We start from the raw sequence: 22,510 nt of genomic DNA, 5'->3' as shown, positions 1-22,510 counted from the left end.
GCGAGCCCAATGGCCCTAGATATGGTGACGATCCCACATCATCGCCAGCCCCTGGATCGTCAGGTCGGCTTCGATGACGTCGAACACGTCGGTCTGTTTCTCAAATAATGTCGCAAGCCCGCCAGTGGCGACGACCTTCACGGGACGGCCGATCTCGCGCTTCATCCGCGCGACCAGCCCCTCGATCATCGCGACATAGCCCCAATAGATGCCGATGTGCATCTGCGAGACGGTATTGAGCCCGATAACGCTGGTATCCGTCGGCGCCTCGATCGCGATCCGCGGGAGTTTCGCCGCGGCGGTCACCAGCGCGTCGAGCGACAGGTTGATCCCCGGCGCGATGATCCCGCCCTTGTACGCGCCGCTATAGTCGACGACGTCGAACGTGGTCGCAGTGCCGAAATCGATCACGATCAGGTCGCCGGAATGCAGCGCATGCGCAGCGACCGTGTTGACCGCACGGTCGGCACCCAGCGAGGCAGGCTCGTCGACGTCGATCGCGATGCCCCATTCGACTGGCGCGTGGCCGGCGATCAGCGCGTCAGTGTTGAAGTATTTCGACGCGAGCACCTGGAGATTGTGGAGCGCGCGCGGGACTACCGTGGCAACGATCACGCCCTCGACCGCGGTACGATCATGCCCGCCGAGCTGCATCAACTGGCTCAGCCACACCGCATACTCGTCCGCCGTCCGCCGCGGATCGGTCGCGATCCGCCAGCGCGCGACGATCTCACCGCTCTCGACGAGCGCGAACACGACATTGGTATTGCCGGCATCGATCGCGAGCAGCATCAGCGGGGCCTCAAAGCAGGAAGACGTCGGCAGCGTGAATGACACGCCGCTCGCCAGACGCCAAGCGGAGGATCAGCGCGCCGTCGGTGTCGAGCCCGACGAACAGGCCGTCGATCCCGCTGCCATCGGGAAGCCGAGCGGTCAGCGCTGTGCCAGCCGGGTGAGCGCAATCGACCCAACGCTCGCGGACGGGCGCGATGCCCTCGGTCCGCCAGCGGCCGATCCAGCGCGCGAAACTGTCGGCGAGGATGTCGAGGAACATCGCCGGATCGACCACCACGCCGTGCGCAGCCAGATCGGTCGTCGCACGGTCGGGCAAATCGGGATGATGCGCGATGTTGACGCCGTAGCCGACGATCACCGCGTCATCCGCGCGTTCGAGCAGAATGCCTGACAGCTTAGCGTCCGCAAGCAACAGGTCGTTGGGCCATTTCAGAACCAGCGTCTCGCTCGCATCGGTCGTGCCCTGACAGATCCCGGCAACGAGGAACGTCGACACGGTTTCCTGCAAGGCGACCGCCGCGACCAGCGCGAGGCTGGCGGCCGGCGGATCGTTCGGCCGTAAACGGACGAGCGTGCTCGCGTAAAGGTTACCCTCGGGCGACGACCATTCGCGCCCGAGCCGCCCCCGCCCCGCCGTCTGGCGGATCGCACGCAGCCAGAGACCGTCTTCGGCACCGCCGCGTGCAAGCTCCAGCAGGTCGGCGTTGGTCGATCCTGTCTCCGCGACGGTGCGGATGATGCTCAGAACAGCGCCCGTGCGGCCGCCATCGTCCACGCGCCGAGCACGGGGATGAGGAGATAGCCGGCTGGCGACACAAACACCGCGGCGATGGCGATCAGGCCACCCTCGACCTTGCTCTCCATCGGCGCGAATGCCGGGGCGGGATCGTCGAAGTACATCGTCTTGACGACGCGCAGATAATAATACGCGCCGATCACCGAAGCGGCGATGCCGACCACTGCGAGCGGGAACAGCCCGGCGTCGACCGCTGCGCTGAACACCGTGAACTTCGCGTAGAAGCCGAACAGCGGCGGGATGCCGGCGAGGCTGAACATGAAGATCGCGAGCGCTGCGGCGAGTGCAGGCCGGGTCCGCGACATGCCGGCAAGGCTGTCGATCGTCTCGACCGGCTGCCCGTCGTCACCACGCATCTGCAACACGACCAGGAACGAGCCCAGCGTCATCGCGACATAAATCGTCAGGTACATCAGCACGCCCGACACGCCTTCCGGCGTACCGGCCGCAAGACCGATCAGCGCGAAGCCGACGTTATTGATCGACGAGTAAGCGAGCAGGCGCTTAATGTTGGTCTGGCCGATCGCCGCGACCGCACCGAGGATGATCGAGGCGAGCGCCGCGAAGATCACGATCTGGCGCCACTGGTCGGTCGCCGGACCCATCGCATCGACCGCCACGCGGACGCTGAGCGCAAGCGCCGCGACCTTCGGGGCCGACGCGAAGAACGCCGTGACCGGGGTCGGTGCACCTTCGTATACGTCGGGCGTCCACATGTGGAACGGCACGGCGCTGATCTTGAATGCGAGCCCTGCGAACACGAACACCAGACCGAACAGCAGGCCTAGCGACTTGGTGCCGGCATAGGCTTCCGAGATACCCGAAAACAACGTCGTACCGCTGAACCCGTAGACCAGCGAAATGCCGTACAGCAGGATGCCGCTGGCGAGCGCGCCGAGCACGAAATACTTCAGGCCGGCTTCCGCCGAACGCCCGTCGCGTCGCATGAAGCTGGCGAGGACATAGGCCGCAAGGCTCTGGAGCTCGAGACCGACATACAGCGTCAGCATGTCGGTGGCCGAAACCATGATTCCCATGCCGCAGGCCGACAGCAGGATCAGCACCGGATATTCCGGACGCAGATCGTCGCCGTGCGAGCGCGCGAAGAAGCTCGGCGCCATGACGATCGCAACCGCCGAGGCGATGTAGATCAGCACCTTGGCGAACGCGCCGAACGCGTCTGCGCGGTACAGGCCGTCGAACGCATACCCACCCGACGATGCCGGACCGACGAGGGCGATGCCCGCCCCGACGAGAACGAACACGGCGGCGATCGATACGGCGCGCGTCGATTTGTCCCCGCCCCAGGCGGAGACGAGCATCAGGGCGATCGCACCCAACGCCAGCACCAATTCGGGCAGCGTCATTGCGATGTTAGCGGCGTAATCCATCAGTGTGCCTCCCCGTGCGCGGCACTATGGACGGTTGCGGCGGGCTTCCCCGCGGTTGGGTTGGAATCGCTGGCAGGCTTGGCGCGATCGACACGAGCGAGAAGCACGCCCACGTCCTTGCGCATCGGTGCCAGGAAGCTCTCGGGATACACGCCCATCCACAACACGACGGCAGCGATCGGTGCCAGCAGCCACATCTCGCGGCCCGACAGATCGACCATTGCACGGACGTCGTCCGACTTGATCTCGCCGAACACGACGCGACGGTACAAGAACAGCATGTATGCGGCGCCGAGGATGATGCTCGTCGTGCAGAGCAGCGCGGTCCAGGTCGAGACCTGATACGTGCCCATCAGCGACAGGAACTCGGCGACGAAGCCGCTGGTACCCGGCAGACCGATCGAGGCCATCGTGAAGAACAGGAAGAAGATCGCATACTTCGGCATGTTGATCGCGAGGCCGCCATAGCGCGAGATTTCGCGGGTATGGAGCTGGTCGTAGATCACGCCGACGCACAGGAACAACGCACCCGATACCAGGCCGTGGCTCAGCATCATGATCATCGCACCTTCGATGCCCTGCCGGTTGAACGCGAACAGACCGATCGTGACGATCGCCATGTGCGCGACCGACGAATAGGCGATCAGCTTCTTCATGTCCGACTGCACGAGCGCGACGAGCGACGTGTAGATCACCGCGACCGCCGACAGCCCGAAGATCAGCCAGGTCAGCTGGCCCGAGGCTTCGGGGAACATCGGCAGCAGGAAGCGCAGGAATCCGTATCCGCCTAGCTTCAGCAGCACGCCAGCCAGAATCACCGAGCCCGCGGTCGGCGCCTGGACGTGCGCATCGGGCAACCAGGTGTGGACCGGCCACATCGGCATCTTGACCGCGAATGACGCGAAGAACGCGAGCCACAGCCACGTCTGCACGTGCGCGGGGAAATCGTAGTTCATCAGCGCCGGGATGCTGGTCGTGCCCGCGGTCTTCGCCATGTACAGCATCGCGATGAACATCAGGACCGAACCGAGCAGCGTGTACAGGAAGAACTTGTACGACGCGTAGATCCGGTTTGCGCCGCCCCAGATGCCGATGATCAGGTACATCGGGATCAGGCCGGCTTCGAAGAACACGTAGAACAGGAACAGGTCCTGCGCCGCGAACGTGCCGATCATCAGCACTTCGGTGAACAGGAACGCCGCCATGTATTCGGGCACGCGCGTGGTGATCGAGCGCCAGCTGGCGCCGATGCAGATCGGCATCAGGAACACGCTGAGCATGATCAGCATCAGCGCGAAGCCGTCGATGCCGAGCGACCAGCCGAACGGGCCGAATATGCCGGGAGCATGCTCGACGAACTGCCACTGCGCGCCGCCGATATCGTAGTTCATCCACAGCATGATGCCGAGGACGAAGTCGATCAGCGTTGCCGCCAACGCCAGCGTCCGCGCCGTGTTCGCCGAGACGAACAGGCACACGACAGCCGCGATCATTGGGACCGCGATCAGGACGGAGAGGATAGGAAAGCCGGTCATTACAGTCCGATCGCCCAGGTTACGGCTGCGGTCAGCCCGATCAGCATGACGAAGGCATAGGTGTAGAGGTATCCCGTCTGGAAGCGGTTGGCCACTCGGCTGCCGATCTGGACGATCCAGGTCGCGCCATCAGGCCCGAACCGGTTGATCGTCTTTTCATCGCCGCGGTGCCACAGGAAGCGGCCGATCGCGAACGCCGGACGGACGAAGATCAGGTCGTACAGCTCATCGAAATACCACTTATGCAGCAGGAAGTCGTAGAGCACGCCGAACTGGTCGACGACCTTGGCCGGGAACGTCGGTGCCTTGATATAAGCGTACCAGGCAGTCAGCAGGCCGAGCAGCATCGCGATCGTCGCCGACAGTTTGATCAGCAACGGCACGCCGTGCATCTCGTGCATCAGATGTTCGCGAAACGCGAGTGCGCCCTTCCAGAACTCTTCGCCGGCGGTCGGCTCGATGAAGAAGCCGTGGAACACGAAGCCGGCAAGGACTGCACCGATCGACAGGACGATCAGCGGGATCAGCATCGGGAGCGGGCTCTCGTGCGGGTGATACCCACCATCGCCTTCGGCCGGCGCGTGCTGCGCGTCGTGATGATCGTGCGGCGCATGACCTGCGTCCTCGGCCTGCGCCGGATTCGCGTGGTGGTCGTCCGCATGATGCGCGTCGTGTGCGTGGTCGTCATGCCCGTGGGCGTCGTGGAGCGCATGCTGGATGTGCTCCGATGCGGCCCAGCGCGGCTTGCCCCAGAAGGTCAGGAACATCACGCGCCACGAATAGAAGCTTGTCAGCAACGCGACGAGCACGCCGACGAACCACACGCCCGGCTGACCCGCAGCCCAGCTCGCCTCGATGATCGCATCCTTCGAATGGAAGCCTGCGAAGCCGATAGCGGTGTTGCCGAAGATGCCGGGGATGCCGACGCCGGTGATCGCGAGCGTACCCGCCATCATCGCCCAGAACGTCACCGGGATTTTCTTACGCAGACCGCCATAATAGCGCATGTCCTGCTCGTGGTGCATCGCATGGATGACCGAACCGGCGCCGAGGAACAGCAGCGCCTTGAAGAACGCGTGCGTGAAGAGGTGGAACATCGCCGCGCCGTACGCGCCGACACCGGCCGCAAAGAACATGTAGCCGAGCTGCGAGCAGGTCGAATACGCGATCACGCGCTTGATGTCGGTCTGCACGAGGCCGCAGGTTGCCGCGAACAGGCACGTCGCGGCACCGACCGAGGTGACCACGGTCAGCGCGACCGGGCTCATCTCGAACATCGGCGACAGGCGGCAGACCATGAACACGCCAGCCGTAACCATCGTCGCCGCGTGGATCAGCGCCGACACCGGGGTCGGGCCCTCCATCGCGTCCGGCAACCACGTGTGCAGGCCGAGCTGCGCCGACTTGCCCATCGCACCGACGAACAGCAGCAGACAGAGCACCGTCATCGTGTCGAAGCGGTAGCCGAGGAAGCCGAGCGTCGAGCCCGCCATGCCGGGGGCCGCGGCGAGGATCTCGGGGATCGAGACCGTGCCGAACACCAGGAACGTGCCGAAGATACCGAGCATGAAGCCGAGATCGCCGACGCGGTTTACGACGAACGCCTTGATCGCCGCTGCGCTGGCAGAAGGCTTGCGGAACCAGAAACCGATCAGGAGGTAGGATGCGAGACCCACGCCTTCCCAGCCGAAGAACATCTGGACGAGATTGTTGGCCGTCACGAGCATCAGCATCGCGAAGGTGAACAGCGACAGATACGCGAAGAAGCGCGGCTGGTCGGGATCCTCATCCATATAGCCCCAGCTATACAGGTGGACGAGCGCCGAGACCGACGTGACGACCACGAGCATCACCGCGGTCAGAGCGTCGACGCGCAGCGACCACGCGACGTTCATGTCGCCGGAGTGGATGAAGTCGAGCAGCGGCGCGACGGTCGCCGTGCTGGTGCCCGAGAGGAAGCCGATGAAGATCGGCCAGGACAACAGGCACGATGCGAACAGCGCAGCCGTGGTGACGAGTTTTGCCGGCACGTTGCCGATCGCGCGATTGCCGAACCCGGCAACGATCGCGGCCAGTAACGGCAGGAAGACGATAAGCTGGATCAACCGTATTACCCCTTCATCCGGTTGACGTCGTCGACCGCGATGGTGCCGCGACCGCGGAAATAGATCACGAGAATGGCGAGGCCGATCGCGGCTTCACCCGCGGCGACCGTCAGCACGAACATCGCGAACACCTGTCCGACGAGATCGTGGAGGAACGCCGAGAACGCGACGAGATTGATGTTCACCGCCAGCAGGATCAGCTCGATCGCCATCAGGATGACGATGAGGTTCTTGCGGTTCAGGAAGATGCCGAGCACCCCCATCGTAAACAGGATCGCCGCAACGACCAGATAATGGACGAGACCGATCGTCACAGTTCGACTCCCTGCCCGACGACCGGGCTCGTGTTGCGCGTGGCGTCCTGCGGACGACGCGCGTTCTGGCGGCTGATGTTCTGCGCCTTGACGCCGCCACGCTGGCGGTGGGTCAGCACGATCGCCCCGATCATCGCGACCAGCAGCACCAGGCCGGCACCCTCGAACACGAACAGATAGCGCGTGTAGAGCAGGTTACCGATCGCCTGGATGTTCGGCACGGTGTCGTCGATCGGCGCGGCACGACGCGCGAGCTGGATCGGGCCGGTGCTCCAAGCCCCGATCGCGATCATCACCTCGGCGGCAAGCGCGACGGCGAGCGCGAGGCCGATCCCGAAATACCGGGCGACGCCTGCGCGCAACTCGGTGAAGTCGATGTCGAGCATCATGACCACGAACAGGAACAGCACCGCGACCGCACCGACATAGACGATGACGAGCAGCATCGCGATGAACTCGGCGCCGACCAGGATCATGAGGCCGGCCGCGTTAAAGAACGCAAGGATCAGCCACATCACCGAATGGACCGGGTTGCGCGACGCGATCGTCAGCGCGCCAGACAGGACGACGACGAAGGCGAAGAGGTAGAAGGCTAAGGCCTGAATCACGATTGCGGCCCCTTAGACGCCCACGAGAAGAATGAGCGCGCCATTAACGGTACGGCGCATCGGCGGCAAGGTTCGCCGCGATCGCGCTTTCCCAACGGTCGCCATTATCGAGCAGCTTCGACTTGTCATAGATCAGCTCTTCGCGCGTTTCGGTCGCGAACTCGTAGTTCGGCCCCTCGACGATCGCATCGACCGGGCATGCCTCGGCACACAGGCCGCAGTAGATGCACTTGGTCATGTCGATGTCGTAGCGCGTGGTGCGGCGCGAACCGTCGTCACGCGGCTCGGCTTCGATCGTGATCGCCTGCGCAGGGCATACGGCCTCGCACAGCTTGCACGCGATGCAGCGCTCTTCGCCGTTCGGATAGCGACGCAGCGCATGTTCGCCTCGGAATCGCGGCGACACCGGATTGCGCTCGTACGGATAGTTGATCGTCGCCTTTTCCTTAAAGAAATAGCGAAGCGTCAGCGCGTGCGCCTTCACGAATTCCCACAAGGTAAACGACTTGATGATCTGAGCGACGCTCATGAACTCACTCCAACGCGCGTCAGCATGAGATAGCCCGACACGAGGAAAACCCAGAACAGCGAGACGGGGAGGAAGACTTTCCAGCCGAGCCGCATCAACTGATCGTAACGATACCGCGGCACGGTCGCCTTCACCCAGCTGAACAGGAAGAAGAAGAACAGGATCTTGGCGAACAGCCAGATGATCCCCGGCACGTAATAGAGCGGCGCCCAGTCGACCGGTGGCAGCCAGCCGCCCCAGAACAGCGTCGCGTTCAGCGCGCACATCAGCAGCACGTTGGCATACTCGCCGAGCCAGAACAGCGCGAACGACATCGACGAATATTCGGTCTGGTATCCGGCGACGAGCTCGCTCTCCGCCTCGGTCAGATCGAACGGTGCGCGCTGCGTCTCGGCCAGCGACGAGATGAAGAACATAACCGCCATCGGGAACATCAGCGGGTTCAGGATGTACCCGTTGAAGAACCAGACGTGCGACTTCTGCGCCATCACGATCGCCGACAGGTTGAAGCTGCCGGTCCACAGCACGACCGAAATCAGGATGAAGCCGATCGCGACTTCATACGACACCATTTGCGCGGCCGCACGAAGCGCCGAATAGAATGGGTATTTCGAGTTCGACGCCCAGCCCGACAGGATGATGCCGTACACACCGAGCGACGAGGCCGCGAGCACGTAGAGCAAGCCGACGTTGATGTCCGCGAGCACGACGCCGACCCCGAACGGCACTACCGCCCAGACGATCAGCGCGACCGTGAAGGTGATGATCGGTGCCAGCAGGAACAGCGTGCGGTTGGCGGCTGCGGGGACGATCGTCTCCTGCAGGAACACCTTCAGGCCGTCGGCAAAGCTCTGCAACAGACCAAACGGCCCGACGACGTTGGGACCACGCCGCAACGCCATCGCCGCCCAGATCTTGCGATCGGCATAAATGATCATCGCCACCGCCAGCATCAGCGGCAGCGCGATCACGAGGATGTCGATGATCGTCGCGAGAAAGAAAGCCCAGTCGTAACCGAGCGAGGATTCGAACCAGGAGATCATTCGGCTGCCTCCGCGTAATCTTCTCCGTGGAGAAGTTCGGCCGAGCAGCGCTGCATCGTCGGCGACGCACGGCAGATCGCATTGGTCAGGTAGAAGTCCTTGATCGGATAGCCGGCGAGGACACCCTGCCCTTCACCGCTAAGCGAAGGCGGGTTCCACTCGAACGTCGCGAGCGCCTGATGACGCAACGCAGGCACGTCCGCGTACATTTCCTCGCGCAGACCCTCGAAGCTGTCGAACGGCAGCGTGTGGCCGAGCGTGTCGGACAGCGCGCGGAAGATCGACCAGTCGTCACGTGCGTCGCCGGGTGCGAACACCGCACGCTCGCCGCGCTGCACACGGCCCTCGAGATTGACCCACGTGCCCGACTTCTCGGCATAGGTGACACCCGGCAGGATGACGTCGGCAGCAGCCGCACCCTTGTCGCCGTGATGCCCCACGAACACCTTGAAACCGGCGAACTGCGAATAATCGACCTCGTCCGCGCCGAGGAAGAAGCCGAGCTTCGCCCCCATCACGTCGGCGATGCCGCCCTTCTGCGCGTAGCCGAGCATCAGCCCACCCATCCGCGAGGCCGCCATGTGGACGACGTTGAAGCCGTTCCAGTCCGCCTTCACGAGACCCAGTGTATCGACGAGCTTCAGCGTAGCCGCATGGCCGCCCTTCAGCGCGCCGCCACCGACGATCACCATCGGACGCTCGGCCTTGCCGAAAGCCTCGGTCACCGCCTCGGGCAGAGCGCCAAGCAGCGCCAGATCGTCGCCGAGCCACTCGACCTTGTACGTCAGGTCCGTCTCCGGCCCGATCGCGAACACCTTCGCGCCCTTCTTGATCGCTTTGCGCACCCGCGTGTTCACCAGCGGCGCCTCCCAGCGCAGGTTGGTGCCCACCAGCAGGATCGCGTCGGCACGCTCGGTGCCGGCGATCGTCGTGTTGAAATTGACCGCGGCGATGCTCGTCGCGTCATAGTCCATGCCGGTCTGACGGCCTTCGAGCAGGCTCGACCCCATCTTCGCGAGCAGCGCCTTGGCGGCGTACATAGTCTCGCAATCGACCAGATCGCCGGCGACAGCCGCAACGCTCGACCCGGCGTTCACAGCCTTGATCGCCGCAAACGCTTCGTCCCACGTCGCGGGAACCAGCTTGCCGTTCACCCGGACATAAGGCTTGTCGAGGCGACGACGCACGAGACCATCGATCGCGTGGCGCGTCTTGTCGGTCGCCCACTCCTCGTTCACATCCTCGTTGATCCGCGGTACGCAACGCAGCACCTGGCGACCACGGCTGTCGAGCCGGATGTTGGTGCCGACCGCGTCCATCACGTCGATCGTCAGCGTCTTGCGCAATTCCCAAGGGCGCGCCTCGAACGCATACGGCTTCGACGTCAGCGCACCGACCGGGCACAGATCGACGACGTTGCCGGAGAGCTCGCTCTTGACCGCATTCTCGAGATACGAGGTGATCTGCATGTCCTCGCCGCGGAAGATCGCACCGATCTCCTCGACGCCGGACACTTCCTCGGCGAACCGGATGCAGCGCGTGCACTGGATGCAGCGGGTCATGACCGTCTTGACGATCGGCCCCATATACTTCTCGGTGACCGCGCGCTTGTTCTCGTCATAGCGCGAATGGCCGCGGCCGTACGCGACCGACTGGTCCTGCAGATCGCACTCGCCGCCCTGATCGCAGATCGGGCAATCGAGCGGATGGTTGATCAGCAGGAATTCCATGATGCCCTCGCGGGCATTCTTGACCATCGGCGAGTTGGTGAAGATCTCCTGCTTGTCCGCCGCCGGCAGCGCGCACGACGCCTGCGGCTTGGGCGGACCAGGCTTCACCTCGACTAGGCACATCCGGCAATTGCCAGCGATGCTCAGCCGCTCATGATAACAGAAACGCGGGATCTCCTTGCCGGCAAGCTCACACGCCTGCAGCACGGTGGCACCCTGCGGCACCTCGATCTCTACGCCATCGACTTTGACTAAGGGCATATCAGTGTTCCGTGTCGGTCAGGCCAAGGCGACGCTCGATGCGATCGACCCGGTCCTTCAGATGCGCGACGTCGACTTCGACGCCGTGAATGGACGTGACGACGCCCATCAACGACGTGATCATGCCACGCTGATGATCTTCCATCGCCAGCAAACGCGTGCTCTGCGACGTCTGTTCGCGACGCCCCATGGAGACGTCCGATTGGATCTTCTTCAGTATTTCCAGCATGAAGTCGGCACGGTCATCGGTCATTCCGCGGCCTCCATCATCGGGTTCAGATCGCCACCGCGCTCACGGATACGGCGTTCCATCTCTGGGCGGAAATGCTTGATCAGGCCCTGGATCGGCCATGCGGCTGCGTCGCCGAGCGCACAGATCGAGTGGCCCTCGACCTGCTTGGTGACCTGCTGGAGCATGTCGATCTCGGACAGTTCGGCGTCGCCGGTGCGCATCCGCTCCATCACGCGCCACATCCAGCCGGTGCCCTCGCGACACGGCGTGCACTGGCCACAGCTCTCATGCTTGTAGAAGTACGAGATGCGGCTGATCGCGCGGACGATGTCGGTCGACTTGTCCATGACGATGATCGCCGCGGTGCCGAGGCCCGAGCCGACCGCCTTCAGGCCGTCGAAGTCCATCGCGCAGTCCATGATCTGCGCGGCGGGCACGAGCGGCACCGAAGAGCCACCGGGGATAACCGCGAGCAGATTATCCCAACCGCCACGAATACCGCCGCAATGCGTCTCGATCAGGTCGCGGAACGAGATGCTCATCTCCTCCTCGACTACGCACGGCTTGTTCACATGGCCGCTGATCTGGAACAGCTTGGTACCGCGATTGTTCTCCGCGCCGAAGCTCGAGAACCACGCCGCACCGCGCCGCAGGATCGTCGGCGCGACTGCGATCGACTCGACGTTGTTGACCGTCGTCGGGCAGCCGTAAAGACCGGCGCCTGCCGGGAAAGGCGGCTTCAGCCGCGGCTGGCCCTTTTTGCCCTCGAGGCTCTCCAACATCGCGGTCTCTTCGCCGCAGATGTACGCGCCCGCGCCACGGTGCACGAACACGTCGAAGTCGTAGCCCGACCCACACGCGTTCTTGCCGATGAAGCCGCGGTCATATGCCTCGGCCACGGCTGCGAACAGCGTCTCGGCCTCGCGGATATACTCGCCACGGATGTAGATGTACGCGGCACGCGCACGCATCGCGAACCCGGCGATCAGTGCGCCCTCAATCAGCTTGTGCGGATCGTGGCGGATAATCTCGCGATCCTTGCAGCTGCCCGGCTCGGATTCATCGGCGTTGATGACGAGGAAGTTCGGCCGGTCCGGCTTCGGCTCCTTCGGCATGAACGACCATTTCGTGCCGGTCGGGAAGCCCGCGCCGCCACGGCCGCGCAGCCCCGACGCCTTCATCACGTCGATGATCGCGTCCTGGCCAAGCGCCATCAGGTCCTTGGTATTGTCCCAATCGCCGCGCATGATCGCCGCGTCGATGTTCCACGGCTGGAAACCGTAGACGTTGGTAAAGATGCGGTCCTTGTCGGCGAGCATCAGGCCCACTCCCCCCGGTAATCGTGGTTCGCGTCGACCATCGCCTTCAGCGAGGTCGGGCCGCCTTCGGGGCAGCTTGCGCGGCGACCGAATTGCGGACCCGGCGTCGGGTGCCCGCCATTGGCCAGCGCCTCGAGGATCTCGGTCGTCTTGTCGTAATCGAGGTCTTCGAAGTTATCGTCGTTGATCTGCACCATCGGCGCGTTCGCACACGTGCCCAGGCACTCGACCTCGGTCAGCGTGAACATGCCGTCTGGCGTCGTGCCACCCTTGACCAGTCCGCGGTTCTTGCAGGCGGCCAGAACGTCGTCTGACCCGCGCAGCATGCACGGCGTCGTGCCGCAGACCTGAACGTGGAAGCGACCGACCGGCGCCAGATTGAACATCGTGTAGAAGGTCACGACCTCATACACGCGCATGTACGGAACGCTGATCTGACGCGCGACGAACTCGATCACCGGGACCGGCAACCAGCCCTGCGTCCGCGTTTCCGCGCCGACCTGGCGCTGCGCCAGATCGAGCAACGGAATCGACGCCGACTGCTCGCGACCCTTGGGATAGCGCCCGAGGATCTCGTTCGCCTTCACCTGGTTCTCGTCCGTCCACGCGAACGAGCCCCAGCGTGCGCGGGTCTCGGCCTCGTCGGGAATTTTCGGAGCTTCAGCCATTAGCGGTCACATTCACCAAAAACGATATCCATCGCACCGAGGATCGCGGTCGTATCCGCCAGCATGTGGCCCTTCGCCATGAAGTCCATGGCCTGCAGATGCGAGAACGCGGTCGGGCGGATCTTGCAGCGGTACGGCTTGTTCGAACCATCGGCGACCAGATACACGCCGAACTCGCCCTTGGGGCTTTCGGTCGCGACATAGACGTCGCCGGCGGGTACGTGGAAGCCCTCGGTATAGAGCTTGAAGTGATGAATCAGCGCTTCCATCGACTGCTTCATCTCGGCCCGCTTTGGCGGCACGACCTTGCGGTCGAGCGACGCGATCGGACCCTCGGGCATGTCACGAAGGCACTGCTTCATGATCCGTGCAGACTGACGCACTTCCTCGACGCGCACCATGAACCGGTCATAGCAATCGCCGCGCGTGCCGACCGGCACCTCGAAGTCCATCTTCGCATAGGCGTCATAGGGCTGCGACTTGCGCAGATCCCAGGCAATGCCCGAGCCGCGGATCATCGGACCGGAAAAGCCCCACTTGATCGCGTCGTCGCGGCTGACCACGGCGATATCGACGTTGCGCTGCTTGAAGATGCGGTTGTCCGCGACGAGCGAGATCGCGTCCTCGAACAGCCGCGGCAGGCGCGTGTCGAGCCAGTCGCCGATGTCGGCGAGCAGCTTCAACGGCGCGTCCTGATGCACGCCACCCGGACGGAAATAATTCGAATGCATGCGCGCGCCGGAGACGCGCTCGAAAAAGTTCATGCAGTCTTCGCGAATCTCGAACAGCCACAGGTTCGGCGTCATCGCGCCGACGTCCATGACGTGCGAGCCCAGATTGAGCATGTGGTTCGAGATGCGCGTCAGTTCGGCGAAGAACACCCGCAGATACTGCGCACGCTCGGGCACTTCGAGGTCGAGCAGCTTCTCGACCGCCAGCACCCAGCTATGCTCCATGCACAGCGGCGAGCAGTAATCGAGACGATCGAAATACGGCAGCGCCTGCGTGTAGGTCTTGTACTCGATCAGCTTCTCGGTGCCGCGATGCAGCAGGCCGACATGCGGATCGACACGCTCGACGATTTCGCCGTCGAGCTCCATGACGAGCCGCAGCACGCCGTGCGCGGCCGGATGCTGCGGACCGAAGTTGATCGTGTAGTTCTGGATCGTGACGTCGCCGGTCGTCGGATCGGCTGCGTCGGCTTCGCCCAGAAGCTCTTCGACATACAGACTCACTGGTTCTGTCCTCCACCCTTCGTCGGCACGACATCCGGGTTCGCAGGCTTCGGAGTCGCGTCGGACTCCGGCTTGCCGGCGCCCGTCTGCGCGGTCGACTCGGTGCTCTTTGGCTCGCTTGGCGCCTGAGTAGGCGACTGCGCGGCATCCGCCTTCATGATCGTGTCGGCCTTGAGCGGCGTCGGCGCGCCCTTGGCCTCGGGCAATGCGCCCTTCTCGTCGCCGGGAAGTACGTAGTTCGCGCCCTCCCACGGGCTCATGAAATCGAACGTACGGAAATCCTGTGCAAGCTGCACCGGCTCGTACACGACGCGCTTCGACTCTTCCGAATAACGCAATTCGACATACCCGGTCAGCGGGAAGTCCTTGCGCTGCGGATGACCACGAAAACCGTAATCGGTCAGGATGCGGCGCAGGTCCGGATTGCCGCTGAACAGCACGCCGTACATGTCGTACACTTCGCGCTCGAGCCAACCGGCGACCGGCCAGATGTCCGTAACCGACGGCACAGGCTTTTCCTCGTCGGTCGCGACATGCACGCGCAGGCGGTGATTCCGCGTGAGCGACAGCATGCAATAGACGACCTCGAACCGCTCTGCGCGATCCGGATAGTCGACGCCGGCGATCTCCATGAGCTGCTGGTAGGCAAGCCCCGGCGTATCGCGCAGCGCGATCATCGCGTCATACAGGTCTTCGCGACGCACATGAAGCGCGACTTCGCCGACATGGTCGACCGCGTCGAGCAGAATGCCGCCGAGCGCCGCGCGGGCGCTGTCGATCACACCGTCGTTCGACGCGTAAGCTGGTGCGGGAGCCCTCAACGCTCGATGCTCCCGGACCGCCGGATCTTCCGCTGCAACTGCATTATACCGTACAGCAATGCCTCGGCGGTCGGCGGACACCCGGGGACGTAGATGTCCACTGGCACGATGCGGTCGCAGCCACGCACGACGCTGTAGCTGTAATGATAATAGCCGCCGCCGTTCGCGCACGACCCCATCGAGATCACGTACTTGGGCTCCGACATCTGGTCGTAGACCTTGCGCAGCGCCGGGGCCATCTTGTTGCAGAGCGTGCCGGCAACGATCATCACGTCCGACTGACGCGGGGACGCGCGCGGTGCGGCGCCGAAACGCTCCAGATCGTAGCGGGGCATGTTGACGTGGATCATCTCGACCGCGCAACAGGCGAGCCCGAACGTCATCCACCACAGCGAGCCGGTACGGGCCCACTGGAACAGTTCCTCGGTCGACGTGACGAGGAAACCCTTGTCCGTCAGCTCACCGTTCAATCCGTCGAAAAAGCCCTGGTCGGGTGGCACCAGCGAGCTGGGCGAACCGGGTGCGGGCTGAAGCTCTACTCCCAATCGAGTGCTCCCTTCTTCCATGCGTAGACGAGGCCAAGGGCCAATTCGCCGATAAAGATCATCATCGAAATCCACGCGGTCCAGCCGAGCGTGAAGACCGAGACAGCCCAGGGATACAGGAACGCGGCCTCGAGATCGAAGATGATGAAGAGGATGGCGATCAGGTAGAAGCGTACGTCGAACTGGCTACGCGGATCCTCGAATGCGGGAAAGCCGCACTCGTATTCGCTGAGCTTCTCAGGCGTAGGCTTGTGTGATCCGGTGAGGCGCGAGACGGCCATCGGCAGGAACACGAACGTGCTCGACAATGCGATGGCGATCCCGAGGAACAGGAGGATCGGAAGATAGTGCGACAGGTCGACCAAATTGCTTCTCGCAAGTGCGAACGGAACGGGGCCGCTTTAGGCCGATGGGGGGTGATGGGCAAGGCGTGGAGGGTGTGAGAATCACTCGCAAGTGGAGGGGCCGGGGTGGCGGGAAACATGCGTTACTTCGCGTGCACGAGCGTTTGCGCTCCATGGCGTCGCCGATACCGATCCGTCACCTCGGACGTGTTCGGCGCCTCCCTGAGAAGCAAGGACGACTCCGCGTTCAAACGACAGCTCCCTCCTTCTTGTTCTCCCGCGAAGGCGGGAGCCCAGTCTGGATCCCCGCCTCCGCGGGGAGACAAGCTGACTTCGGCTTTAGGCAACACCGAGTAGTTCCGAGGTCCCCTGGCGCCGCAAACAAACGATGGACCAGATTGTGCGCGAATGGATGCCGGAACAAGCCGGCATGACGGACTGCGCGCTGAAGCCGTCCAACCTCACGATCCTCCCCTGCCAGGGGGAGGTGGCACCGAGGGTGACGGGAGGGGAGGACGCGGAATAGAGGTTTCCCTTACCTCCCCCTCCGACTGGCAAGCGCCAGCCACCTCCCCCTTGCGGGGGAGGATCGTGCATTCGCCTTAACGCAGCGCGCCGGCCACCAGCTTGTGCAGACGCGAGTGCAGCGCGTCGTTCGCCGCGAGGAACTCGTTACGCTCCATCGCGCGGTCACCGCCGCGGAAGTCGGTGACGAAACCGCCGGCCTCCTTCACCAACAACATCCCCGCCGCAACATCCCATGGCTTCAGGTTCGATTCCCAGAACCCGTCAAACCGCCCCGCCGCAAGCCACGCCAGATCGAGCGCCGCAGCGCCCAGACGACGGATCCCCGCAACCTCAGGTGCAACCGCACCGAAAATCCGGCTCCACTGCGCGAAGTCGCCATGTCCCAGGAACGGGATCCCCGTCGCGATCAGCGATTCGGACAAATCACGCCGCGACGATACGCGCAGACGCTGGTCGGTAAGCCAAGCGCCCCGGCCCTTCTCGGCCCAGAAGCTTTCGTCGGTCAGCGGCTGATACACGAGCGCAGTCGTGACTTCGCGCTTGCCGTTAGGCATCGGCTCCTCGACCGCGATCGAGATGCAGAAATGCGGGATGCCATGGAGGAAGTTCGACGTGCCATCCAAGGGATCGACGATGAAGCGCGGCTTGTTGGGATCGCCCGCGACCTCGCCACGCTCTTCCATGAGCATGCCCCAGTCGGGACGGGCGTGAGACAGTTCTTCAAAGATCGTCTGCTCGGCGCGCTGGTCGGCCTGGCTGACGAAGTCGGCCGGACCCTTGCGGCTCACCTGGAGCTGCTGGACCTCGTTGAAGTCGCGACGCAAACGCGGCGCGGCCTTGCGCGCGGCGCGCTCGATGACGGTCATGATGCCGGAATGGGAAGCCATTTTATTCTATCTCCCCCCTCCCGCAGGCGGGAGGGGTCGGGGGTGGGCTCGCGCTGTCGACATCATGCAACATCGACGTAGTTCGCGCTTATGTACGTTACGCGACGTGGAGGGCGGGCGCCCACCCCCCGGCCCCCTCCCGCTTGCGGGAGGGGGAGCAGAACTTAGTCCGCGCGCCTTACGTACGTCTGCTCGTAAACATCGACCACGATCCGCGTGCCGGCACCGATATGCGGCGGGACCATCACGCGGACGCCGTTTTCCAGCACCGCAGGCTTATACGAAGACGAAGCGGTCTGCCCCTTCACGACGGCATCCGCCTCGACGATCAGCGCCTCGATCGTGTCGGGCAGCTGGACCGAGATCGGCCGCTCTTCCCAGAGCTCCATCACCACGTCCATGCCGTCCTGCAAGAACGCCGCGGCGTCGCCCAGGATGTCGGCGTCGAGCGAGATCTGCTCGTAATTGATCTTGTCCATGAAGGTGAGCATGTCGCCTTCGCGGAACAGGAACTGGAAGTCGACGGTCTCGAGCCGCACCTTCTCGACGCTCTCGGCGGAGCGGAAGCGGATGTTGTTCTTGCGGCCGTCGATGAGGTTCTTCATCTCGACCTGCATATAGGCACCGCCCTTGCCGGGCTGGGTGTGCTGAATCTTGACGGCGCGCCAGATGCCACCCTCATATTCAAGAATGTTGCCGGGACGAATCTCGACCGCGTTGATCTTCATGACCTATTCCTGCTGGAAAGAGCTAGGGGCCGTCCGCCAAGCATGGCCCTGAAGGCGTGGCTCTGCGGAAACCCGAAGCCGCGCGCTTTAGCGGGCGCGCTCGCGTCCGGCAAGCAGCGGGTACGGGTTGACGTTCTCGCCCTGCCACCAGCGGTCGCCCGGCTGCATCTTCGTCAGCCCGAAATGCAGGTGGTAATTGCCCGCCCCCGCATCGCCGGTATCGCCGACATAGCCAAGCGTGTCGCCCGCCTTGACCGCCATCCCCTCGCGGATGCCGGCCGCGTACCCGGCAAGGTGCGCGTAATAATAGGTCCAGCGACGATCGGGCGAGCGAACGTACAACGTGATCCCGCCGAGCCCGCTCTGGAACAACTTCTCGATCCGCCCCGGTGCAGCGGCGACGACCGGCGTGCCGCTCGCGGCCATGATATCAGTCCCGTGATGGCCGCGCAGTCCGCCGCCCCGCGCGTCGTTCCAGCTATCCGCGATCGCCTTGCGCGGCACGCCCGCAACCGGGACGGCCAATGGACCGTCCTGGACAGGAACGGCAGCGACTTCGGTCGGCGGTGAAGGTTTTCGCCACGACACTCGCCGATCGCCACCGCTTCCGAACGACACCATCGACGCGAACCCGCCGACCACGACCACGATCAACCCGAGAATGATCCAGAACGTCCGCGTCATCGCCTCAAGCCTGGAACACGGCCTTGATGCCCGGATGGATCATCATCGACAGCCGCGCCGCGTCCCAGTTGGTCAGGCGGATGCAACCATGACTTTCCGCGCGCCCGATCGTCTCCGGGTTGGGCGTACCGTGGATGCCGTAATGCTCCTTCGACAGGTCCATCCAGACGACGCCGACCGGACCGTTCGGCCCGGGAGGCAGCATCTCCTTCTTCTGCCCCTTCTTCGCGTCCCAGAAGAGCGCGGGGTTAAAGTGGAATTTAGGGTTGTAGTCGGACCCGTAGATCTTCCACGTGCCGAGCGGCAGCGGATCATGGCTCGACCCCATCGTCGCCGAGAACTGCGCGATCAGCTTGTCTTTAGCGTCGAGCACGCGCAGCACGCCGTCCGACTTGTCGACGACGATGTGATCGGCCTGAGGCTGCTTCGCATCGACGTTCAGCATGGTGAGCGTGGCGATCCAATCCGGCTTCAGCTTCGGATCATACGCGCGAGAAGACGGAAGCGCGTTCGGGAACACCACCTTCGTGCCCGGCGTCAGCTTCGTCGTCGGCGAATTCAGCGCCACGATCACCGCGGGCGTCGTGTGGAACATCTCGCCGAGCTTCTCCATGACGTTCTTGTAGCCCAGCGATGGAAGCTCGGCCTGCTTCGCAGGATCCTTCGGGAACGGATTGACGAACGGGCCCGCCAGCATCTCCGGCGTCAACGCGACCGTCACGGTCGGCCGCGCCGCCCGGTACGGGTATAACGCCTGCAGCGTCCGCGCGTCCGGCTTGCCGGTGATCGGCAAGCCCTTCGCCTCTTGGAACCCCTTCAGCGCGGCGACCAGCGACTGCCCGCCGCGCCCGTCGAGCACGCCCGGTCCAACGCCGAGATGATCGAGAATTACCTGAACGTGCAGGACGTTGCGATCGATCGGTACCGGCTTCGTTGGCGCAGTCTGTGCAGATGCGGGCAATGCAGCGCCCAGCAAGCAGGCCGCCAGAACCGAAGCCTTCGTCGTAAATGCTGTCATGCCCGTCATCCCAAACCGTTACGCTCCTGCATCAAACGGTCGGGACGACGGTTGTTTCCAACGGTTCAGCGCGATCTCAGCGTCGGGCAAGGACCTCGCCAAACGCCTTGACCGCAGCGACCTCGTCGCCACTCCAGACGGCGCTCGATACGGCGATGAAGTCGGCACCGGCGGCGACGAGCGGCGCGGCGTTTTCCGGGGTGATCCCGCCGATCGCGACGCACGGCATCTCGAACAGCGTCGACCACCAGGACAGGATGACCGGCTCCGCGGTATGCGTCGCGACCTTCGTCGTGGTCGGATAGAAGGCGCCGAACGCGACGTAGTCGGCCCCCGCCTCGCCCGCTTCCATCGCCAGATGGCGACTGCCGTGACAGCTCACGCCGATCTGCGCATTGGGCCCGAGCTGCGCGCGCGCCTCGCGCGGATCGCCATCGTCCTGCCCGAGATGCACGCCATCCGCGTCGAGCCGCTTCGCCAGCCCGATATCGTCGTTGACGATGAACGCGACGTCGCGCTCGGCACAGATCGCGCGCAACGGCTCGCCCAGCGCGGCAGCCGCATGCTGGTCGATATCCTTCACGCGAAACTGGAACGCGGCAACCGGCCCGGCATCGAGCGCTCGCACCAGACGCGCGGGGAAATCACCCCCTACGTCCAGCGGCGACACCAGATACAACTGGCAAGCCGGCCGGCGCATGTCGCGGCGGAAATTCTCGGCGAAATTGGGATCGAGCGGGCCCAGCGGATCTTCGAATTCGGTCATGCCCGCCCCCTAGCCTTTCATGCCTGCCACGTCACCCCGGCGCAGGACCGGGATGACGTGACGGCAAACCGCAGCTTATTCCTCGTTCTTGTAAATCCGGATGATCCGGTCGAGCATCGCCAGCGCCTCGTCGCGCGGGCGCTGGAAGGTGTTGCGGCCGATGATCGAGCCGTTGCCGCCACCGTCGCGGATGTCGCGCGCGTCCTGGAAAATCGCGTCCTCGCCCTTCGACGCACCGCCCGAGAAGACGTTGATGCGACGTCCGGCAAAGCTCGACTGGACGACGTGCTTCACGCGATCGGACTGCTTCGACCAATCGGTGTTCGCATAGAGCGGCTTGGCTTCCTTCTGCTCGATGTGCGCGGTCGGCAGCTTGGTCTTGATGATGTGCGCACCGAGCAGCGCCGCCATGTGCGCGGCATAGGCACCGACGTCCAAAGCGAGTTCGCCGTCCTTGGTCAGCTCGCCGCCGCGCGGATAGGACCAGATCACCGTCGCGATACCGACCGACTTGGCCTCTTCGCTCAGCTCGCGGATTTCCTCGACGAGATCGAAGAACTGGTCCGCGCCCGGATAGATCGTGAAGCCGATCGCCGCCGACCCGAGCCGTACCGCGTCCGACACCGTCGCCGTCACCGCCTGGTCGATCGTCGTCGCCCAGCTGTTCGAGCTGTTGCACTTCAGGATCGTCGGGATCTGCCCGGCAAACGTATCCGCCCCCGCTTCGAGCATGCCGAGCGGCGCTGCATAGGCGCTCAGCCCCGCATCGATCGCGAGCTGATAATGGTAATGCGGATCGTAGGCCGGCGGATTGACCGAGAAGCTGCGCGCTGGGCCGTGCTCGAACCCCTGGTCGACCGGCAGGATCACGAGCTTGCCGGTGCCGCCGAGCTTGCCCTGCATCAGGATGCGCGCGAGGTTCGCCTTCACCGCCGAACTGGTGGCTTCGTACTTGTCGAGAATGGTTTTGACTTGGGGAGTGATCGTGGATGTCATGGGTAAATCCTCTCTAAGTATTTAAAGGGCCAACCATCGGCGAAGTGCCTGATCGACCGCAAACATGGTTTCGTTGGAAGCAGCACCGACTCGTCGACCGATCCGATGCCGCCAGACTGACTGCACCTTGTCGATACTCACCTCGCTCGGCTTGAAGAGCCCCGTGTCGGGGTTTGCAGCGATCGGAATACGGAACATGCCGAGGCCGGCAAGCTGGCTGGTAATCAAACACACCGTAACGCTGTCATGGTCCCGCAGGAACGCGTCGGTCTGAACGACGAGCGCCGGGCGCGGCTTTCTGGCAAAGTCCCCCGCATCGGCGTCGGCAATAGTAACGATATCACCGCGTTTCATTCGGCGGCATCACGGCGATTGCTGGCAGGCTCCGGATCATCCCAGGCGACACCCAACCGCTCCCATGCGTCGTCTTCCTCGGTCCAGCCGAGTGCTGCCGCCGCAAGCGACTGCCGCTTCGCCTCCGCCAGGAAAGCCTCGTCGTGGCGTTCGACATAGCGTCGCACGGCTTCGCGTGCGATATCGCTCTTGCTGCGCCCTTGGGTACGCGCAACCGCCGCGAGTCGCTCTTCGAGTTCGCTATCGAGCCTGACGCCAAGCATCCGAGTCTCCGTTTA

At 63.9% G+C, this 22,510-nt stretch carries 25 protein-coding genes; all 25 read right to left on the bottom strand.

Annotation, left to right across the window (positions count from 1 at the left end):
- Positions 1-15 precede the first annotated feature (15 nt).
- The 25 genes from BM244_RS03095 to BM244_RS02975 all read right to left on the bottom strand — a co-directional run bounded on the left by BM244_RS03095 (position 16) and on the right by BM244_RS02975 (position 22,495).
- On the bottom strand, positions 16-792 hold the full coding sequence (locus tag BM244_RS03095; RefSeq protein WP_093397295.1) for a type III pantothenate kinase: 777 nt from the start codon (positions 790-792) through the stop codon (positions 16-18).
- A gap of 10 nt (positions 793-802) precedes the next feature.
- Complete coding sequence (locus tag BM244_RS03090; protein ID WP_093398074.1) at positions 803-1,534, bottom strand: biotin--[acetyl-CoA-carboxylase] ligase; 732 nt, start codon at positions 1,532-1,534, stop codon at positions 803-805.
- 2 nt (positions 1,535-1,536) lie between these two features.
- Positions 1,537-2,982, bottom strand: a complete 1,446-nt coding sequence (gene nuoN / locus BM244_RS03085) for an NADH-quinone oxidoreductase subunit NuoN (protein WP_093397294.1) — start codon at positions 2,980-2,982, stop codon at positions 1,537-1,539.
- The gene (locus BM244_RS03080) at positions 2,982-4,517 is read right to left on the bottom strand and encodes an NADH-quinone oxidoreductase subunit M (RefSeq protein WP_093397292.1); all 1,536 of its coding nucleotides are present in this window, start codon (positions 4,515-4,517) and stop codon (positions 2,982-2,984) included. The genes nuoN and BM244_RS03080 overlap by 1 nt, the downstream gene beginning before the upstream one ends.
- Positions 4,517-6,622: an NADH-quinone oxidoreductase subunit L gene (nuoL, locus tag BM244_RS03075; RefSeq protein ID WP_093397290.1), complete on the bottom strand. Its 2,106-nt coding sequence runs from the start codon at positions 6,620-6,622 to the stop codon at positions 4,517-4,519. Before nuoL ends, BM244_RS03080 begins: the two co-directional genes overlap by 1 nt.
- 5 nt (positions 6,623-6,627) lie before the next feature.
- Positions 6,628-6,930: an NADH-quinone oxidoreductase subunit NuoK gene (gene nuoK / locus BM244_RS03070; RefSeq protein ID WP_175518104.1), complete on the bottom strand. Its 303-nt coding sequence runs from the start codon at positions 6,928-6,930 to the stop codon at positions 6,628-6,630.
- A 2-nt stretch (positions 6,931-6,932) separates the two neighbouring features.
- Positions 6,933-7,544, bottom strand: coding sequence for an NADH-quinone oxidoreductase subunit J (locus tag BM244_RS03065; RefSeq protein ID WP_056048540.1), 612 nt, complete (start codon positions 7,542-7,544; stop codon positions 6,933-6,935).
- 43 nt (positions 7,545-7,587) lie between these two features.
- Entirely contained in the window at positions 7,588-8,073 is a 486-nt protein-coding gene (gene nuoI / locus BM244_RS03060) for an NADH-quinone oxidoreductase subunit NuoI (protein ID WP_055877898.1), read from the bottom strand.
- Positions 8,070-9,116 carry an NADH-quinone oxidoreductase subunit NuoH gene (nuoH, locus tag BM244_RS03055; RefSeq protein ID WP_093397288.1) on the bottom strand — a complete coding sequence of 349 codons (1,047 nt, stop codon included), beginning with the start codon at positions 9,114-9,116 and terminating at the stop codon, positions 8,070-8,072. The genes nuoI and nuoH overlap by 4 nt, the downstream gene beginning before the upstream one ends.
- Positions 9,113-11,107: an NADH-quinone oxidoreductase subunit NuoG gene (nuoG, locus tag BM244_RS03050; RefSeq protein ID WP_093397287.1), complete on the bottom strand. Its 1,995-nt coding sequence runs from the start codon at positions 11,105-11,107 to the stop codon at positions 9,113-9,115. Before nuoG ends, nuoH begins: the two co-directional genes overlap by 4 nt.
- 1 nt (position 11,108) lies before the next feature.
- Positions 11,109-11,360, bottom strand: a complete 252-nt coding sequence (locus tag BM244_RS03045; protein ID WP_093397285.1) for a hypothetical protein — start codon at positions 11,358-11,360, stop codon at positions 11,109-11,111.
- Positions 11,357-12,658, bottom strand: coding sequence for an NADH-quinone oxidoreductase subunit NuoF (gene nuoF / locus BM244_RS03040; RefSeq protein ID WP_093398073.1), 1,302 nt, complete (start codon positions 12,656-12,658; stop codon positions 11,357-11,359). The genes BM244_RS03045 and nuoF overlap by 4 nt, the downstream gene beginning before the upstream one ends.
- Positions 12,658-13,326 (bottom strand): complex I 24 kDa subunit family protein, encoded by a 669-nt coding sequence (locus tag BM244_RS03035; RefSeq protein ID WP_093397284.1) that lies wholly within the window; start codon positions 13,324-13,326, stop codon positions 12,658-12,660. Before BM244_RS03035 ends, nuoF begins: the two co-directional genes overlap by 1 nt.
- Positions 13,326-14,561 carry an NADH-quinone oxidoreductase subunit D gene (locus BM244_RS03030; protein WP_093397283.1) on the bottom strand — a complete coding sequence of 412 codons (1,236 nt, stop codon included), beginning with the start codon at positions 14,559-14,561 and terminating at the stop codon, positions 13,326-13,328. The genes BM244_RS03035 and BM244_RS03030 overlap by 1 nt, the downstream gene beginning before the upstream one ends.
- Positions 14,558-15,382 carry an NADH-quinone oxidoreductase subunit C gene (locus BM244_RS03025; RefSeq protein WP_093397282.1) on the bottom strand — a complete coding sequence of 275 codons (825 nt, stop codon included), beginning with the start codon at positions 15,380-15,382 and terminating at the stop codon, positions 14,558-14,560. Before BM244_RS03025 ends, BM244_RS03030 begins: the two co-directional genes overlap by 4 nt.
- On the bottom strand, positions 15,379-15,927 hold the full coding sequence (locus BM244_RS03020) for a NuoB/complex I 20 kDa subunit family protein (RefSeq protein ID WP_056058310.1): 549 nt from the start codon (positions 15,925-15,927) through the stop codon (positions 15,379-15,381). Before BM244_RS03020 ends, BM244_RS03025 begins: the two co-directional genes overlap by 4 nt.
- Positions 15,918-16,292, bottom strand: a complete 375-nt coding sequence (locus BM244_RS03015; protein ID WP_056048518.1) for an NADH-quinone oxidoreductase subunit A — start codon at positions 16,290-16,292, stop codon at positions 15,918-15,920. The genes BM244_RS03020 and BM244_RS03015 overlap by 10 nt, the downstream gene beginning before the upstream one ends.
- 581 nt (positions 16,293-16,873) lie before the next feature.
- Entirely contained in the window at positions 16,874-17,686 is an 813-nt protein-coding gene (locus tag BM244_RS03010; RefSeq protein ID WP_093397281.1) for an inositol monophosphatase family protein, read from the bottom strand.
- Positions 17,687-17,850: 164 nt separating this feature from the next.
- Positions 17,851-18,414: an elongation factor P gene (efp, locus tag BM244_RS03005; protein ID WP_093397280.1), complete on the bottom strand. Its 564-nt coding sequence runs from the start codon at positions 18,412-18,414 to the stop codon at positions 17,851-17,853.
- Positions 18,415-18,501: 87 nt separating this feature from the next.
- Positions 18,502-19,098: a M23 family metallopeptidase gene (locus BM244_RS03000; RefSeq protein ID WP_093397278.1), complete on the bottom strand. Its 597-nt coding sequence runs from the start codon at positions 19,096-19,098 to the stop codon at positions 18,502-18,504.
- A gap of 4 nt (positions 19,099-19,102) precedes the next feature.
- Positions 19,103-20,116 (bottom strand): L,D-transpeptidase family protein, encoded by a 1,014-nt coding sequence (locus BM244_RS02995; RefSeq protein WP_093398072.1) that lies wholly within the window; start codon positions 20,114-20,116, stop codon positions 19,103-19,105.
- 76 nt (positions 20,117-20,192) lie between these two features.
- Positions 20,193-20,882 carry a thiamine phosphate synthase gene (thiE, locus tag BM244_RS02990; RefSeq protein WP_093397277.1) on the bottom strand — a complete coding sequence of 230 codons (690 nt, stop codon included), beginning with the start codon at positions 20,880-20,882 and terminating at the stop codon, positions 20,193-20,195.
- Positions 20,883-20,957: 75 nt separating this feature from the next.
- Positions 20,958-21,878, bottom strand: coding sequence for a class I fructose-bisphosphate aldolase (locus BM244_RS02985; RefSeq protein WP_056058299.1), 921 nt, complete (start codon positions 21,876-21,878; stop codon positions 20,958-20,960).
- A 21-nt stretch (positions 21,879-21,899) separates the two neighbouring features.
- On the bottom strand, positions 21,900-22,232 hold the full coding sequence (locus BM244_RS02980; RefSeq protein ID WP_093397275.1) for a type II toxin-antitoxin system PemK/MazF family toxin: 333 nt from the start codon (positions 22,230-22,232) through the stop codon (positions 21,900-21,902).
- A complete protein-coding gene (locus BM244_RS02975; RefSeq protein ID WP_093397274.1) occupies positions 22,229-22,495 on the bottom strand; it encodes a type II toxin-antitoxin system RelB family antitoxin in 267 nt (88 codons plus the stop codon). The genes BM244_RS02980 and BM244_RS02975 overlap by 4 nt, the downstream gene beginning before the upstream one ends.
- Between the last annotated feature and the right edge of the window lie 15 nt (positions 22,496-22,510).

Source organism: Sphingomonas sp. OK281 (assembly GCF_900115295.1).
GTDB lineage: Bacteria > Pseudomonadota > Alphaproteobacteria > Sphingomonadales > Sphingomonadaceae > Sphingomonas.
The sequence above is the reverse complement of the archived record's forward strand: the minus strand, read 5'-3'. Positions and strand labels throughout refer to the sequence as shown.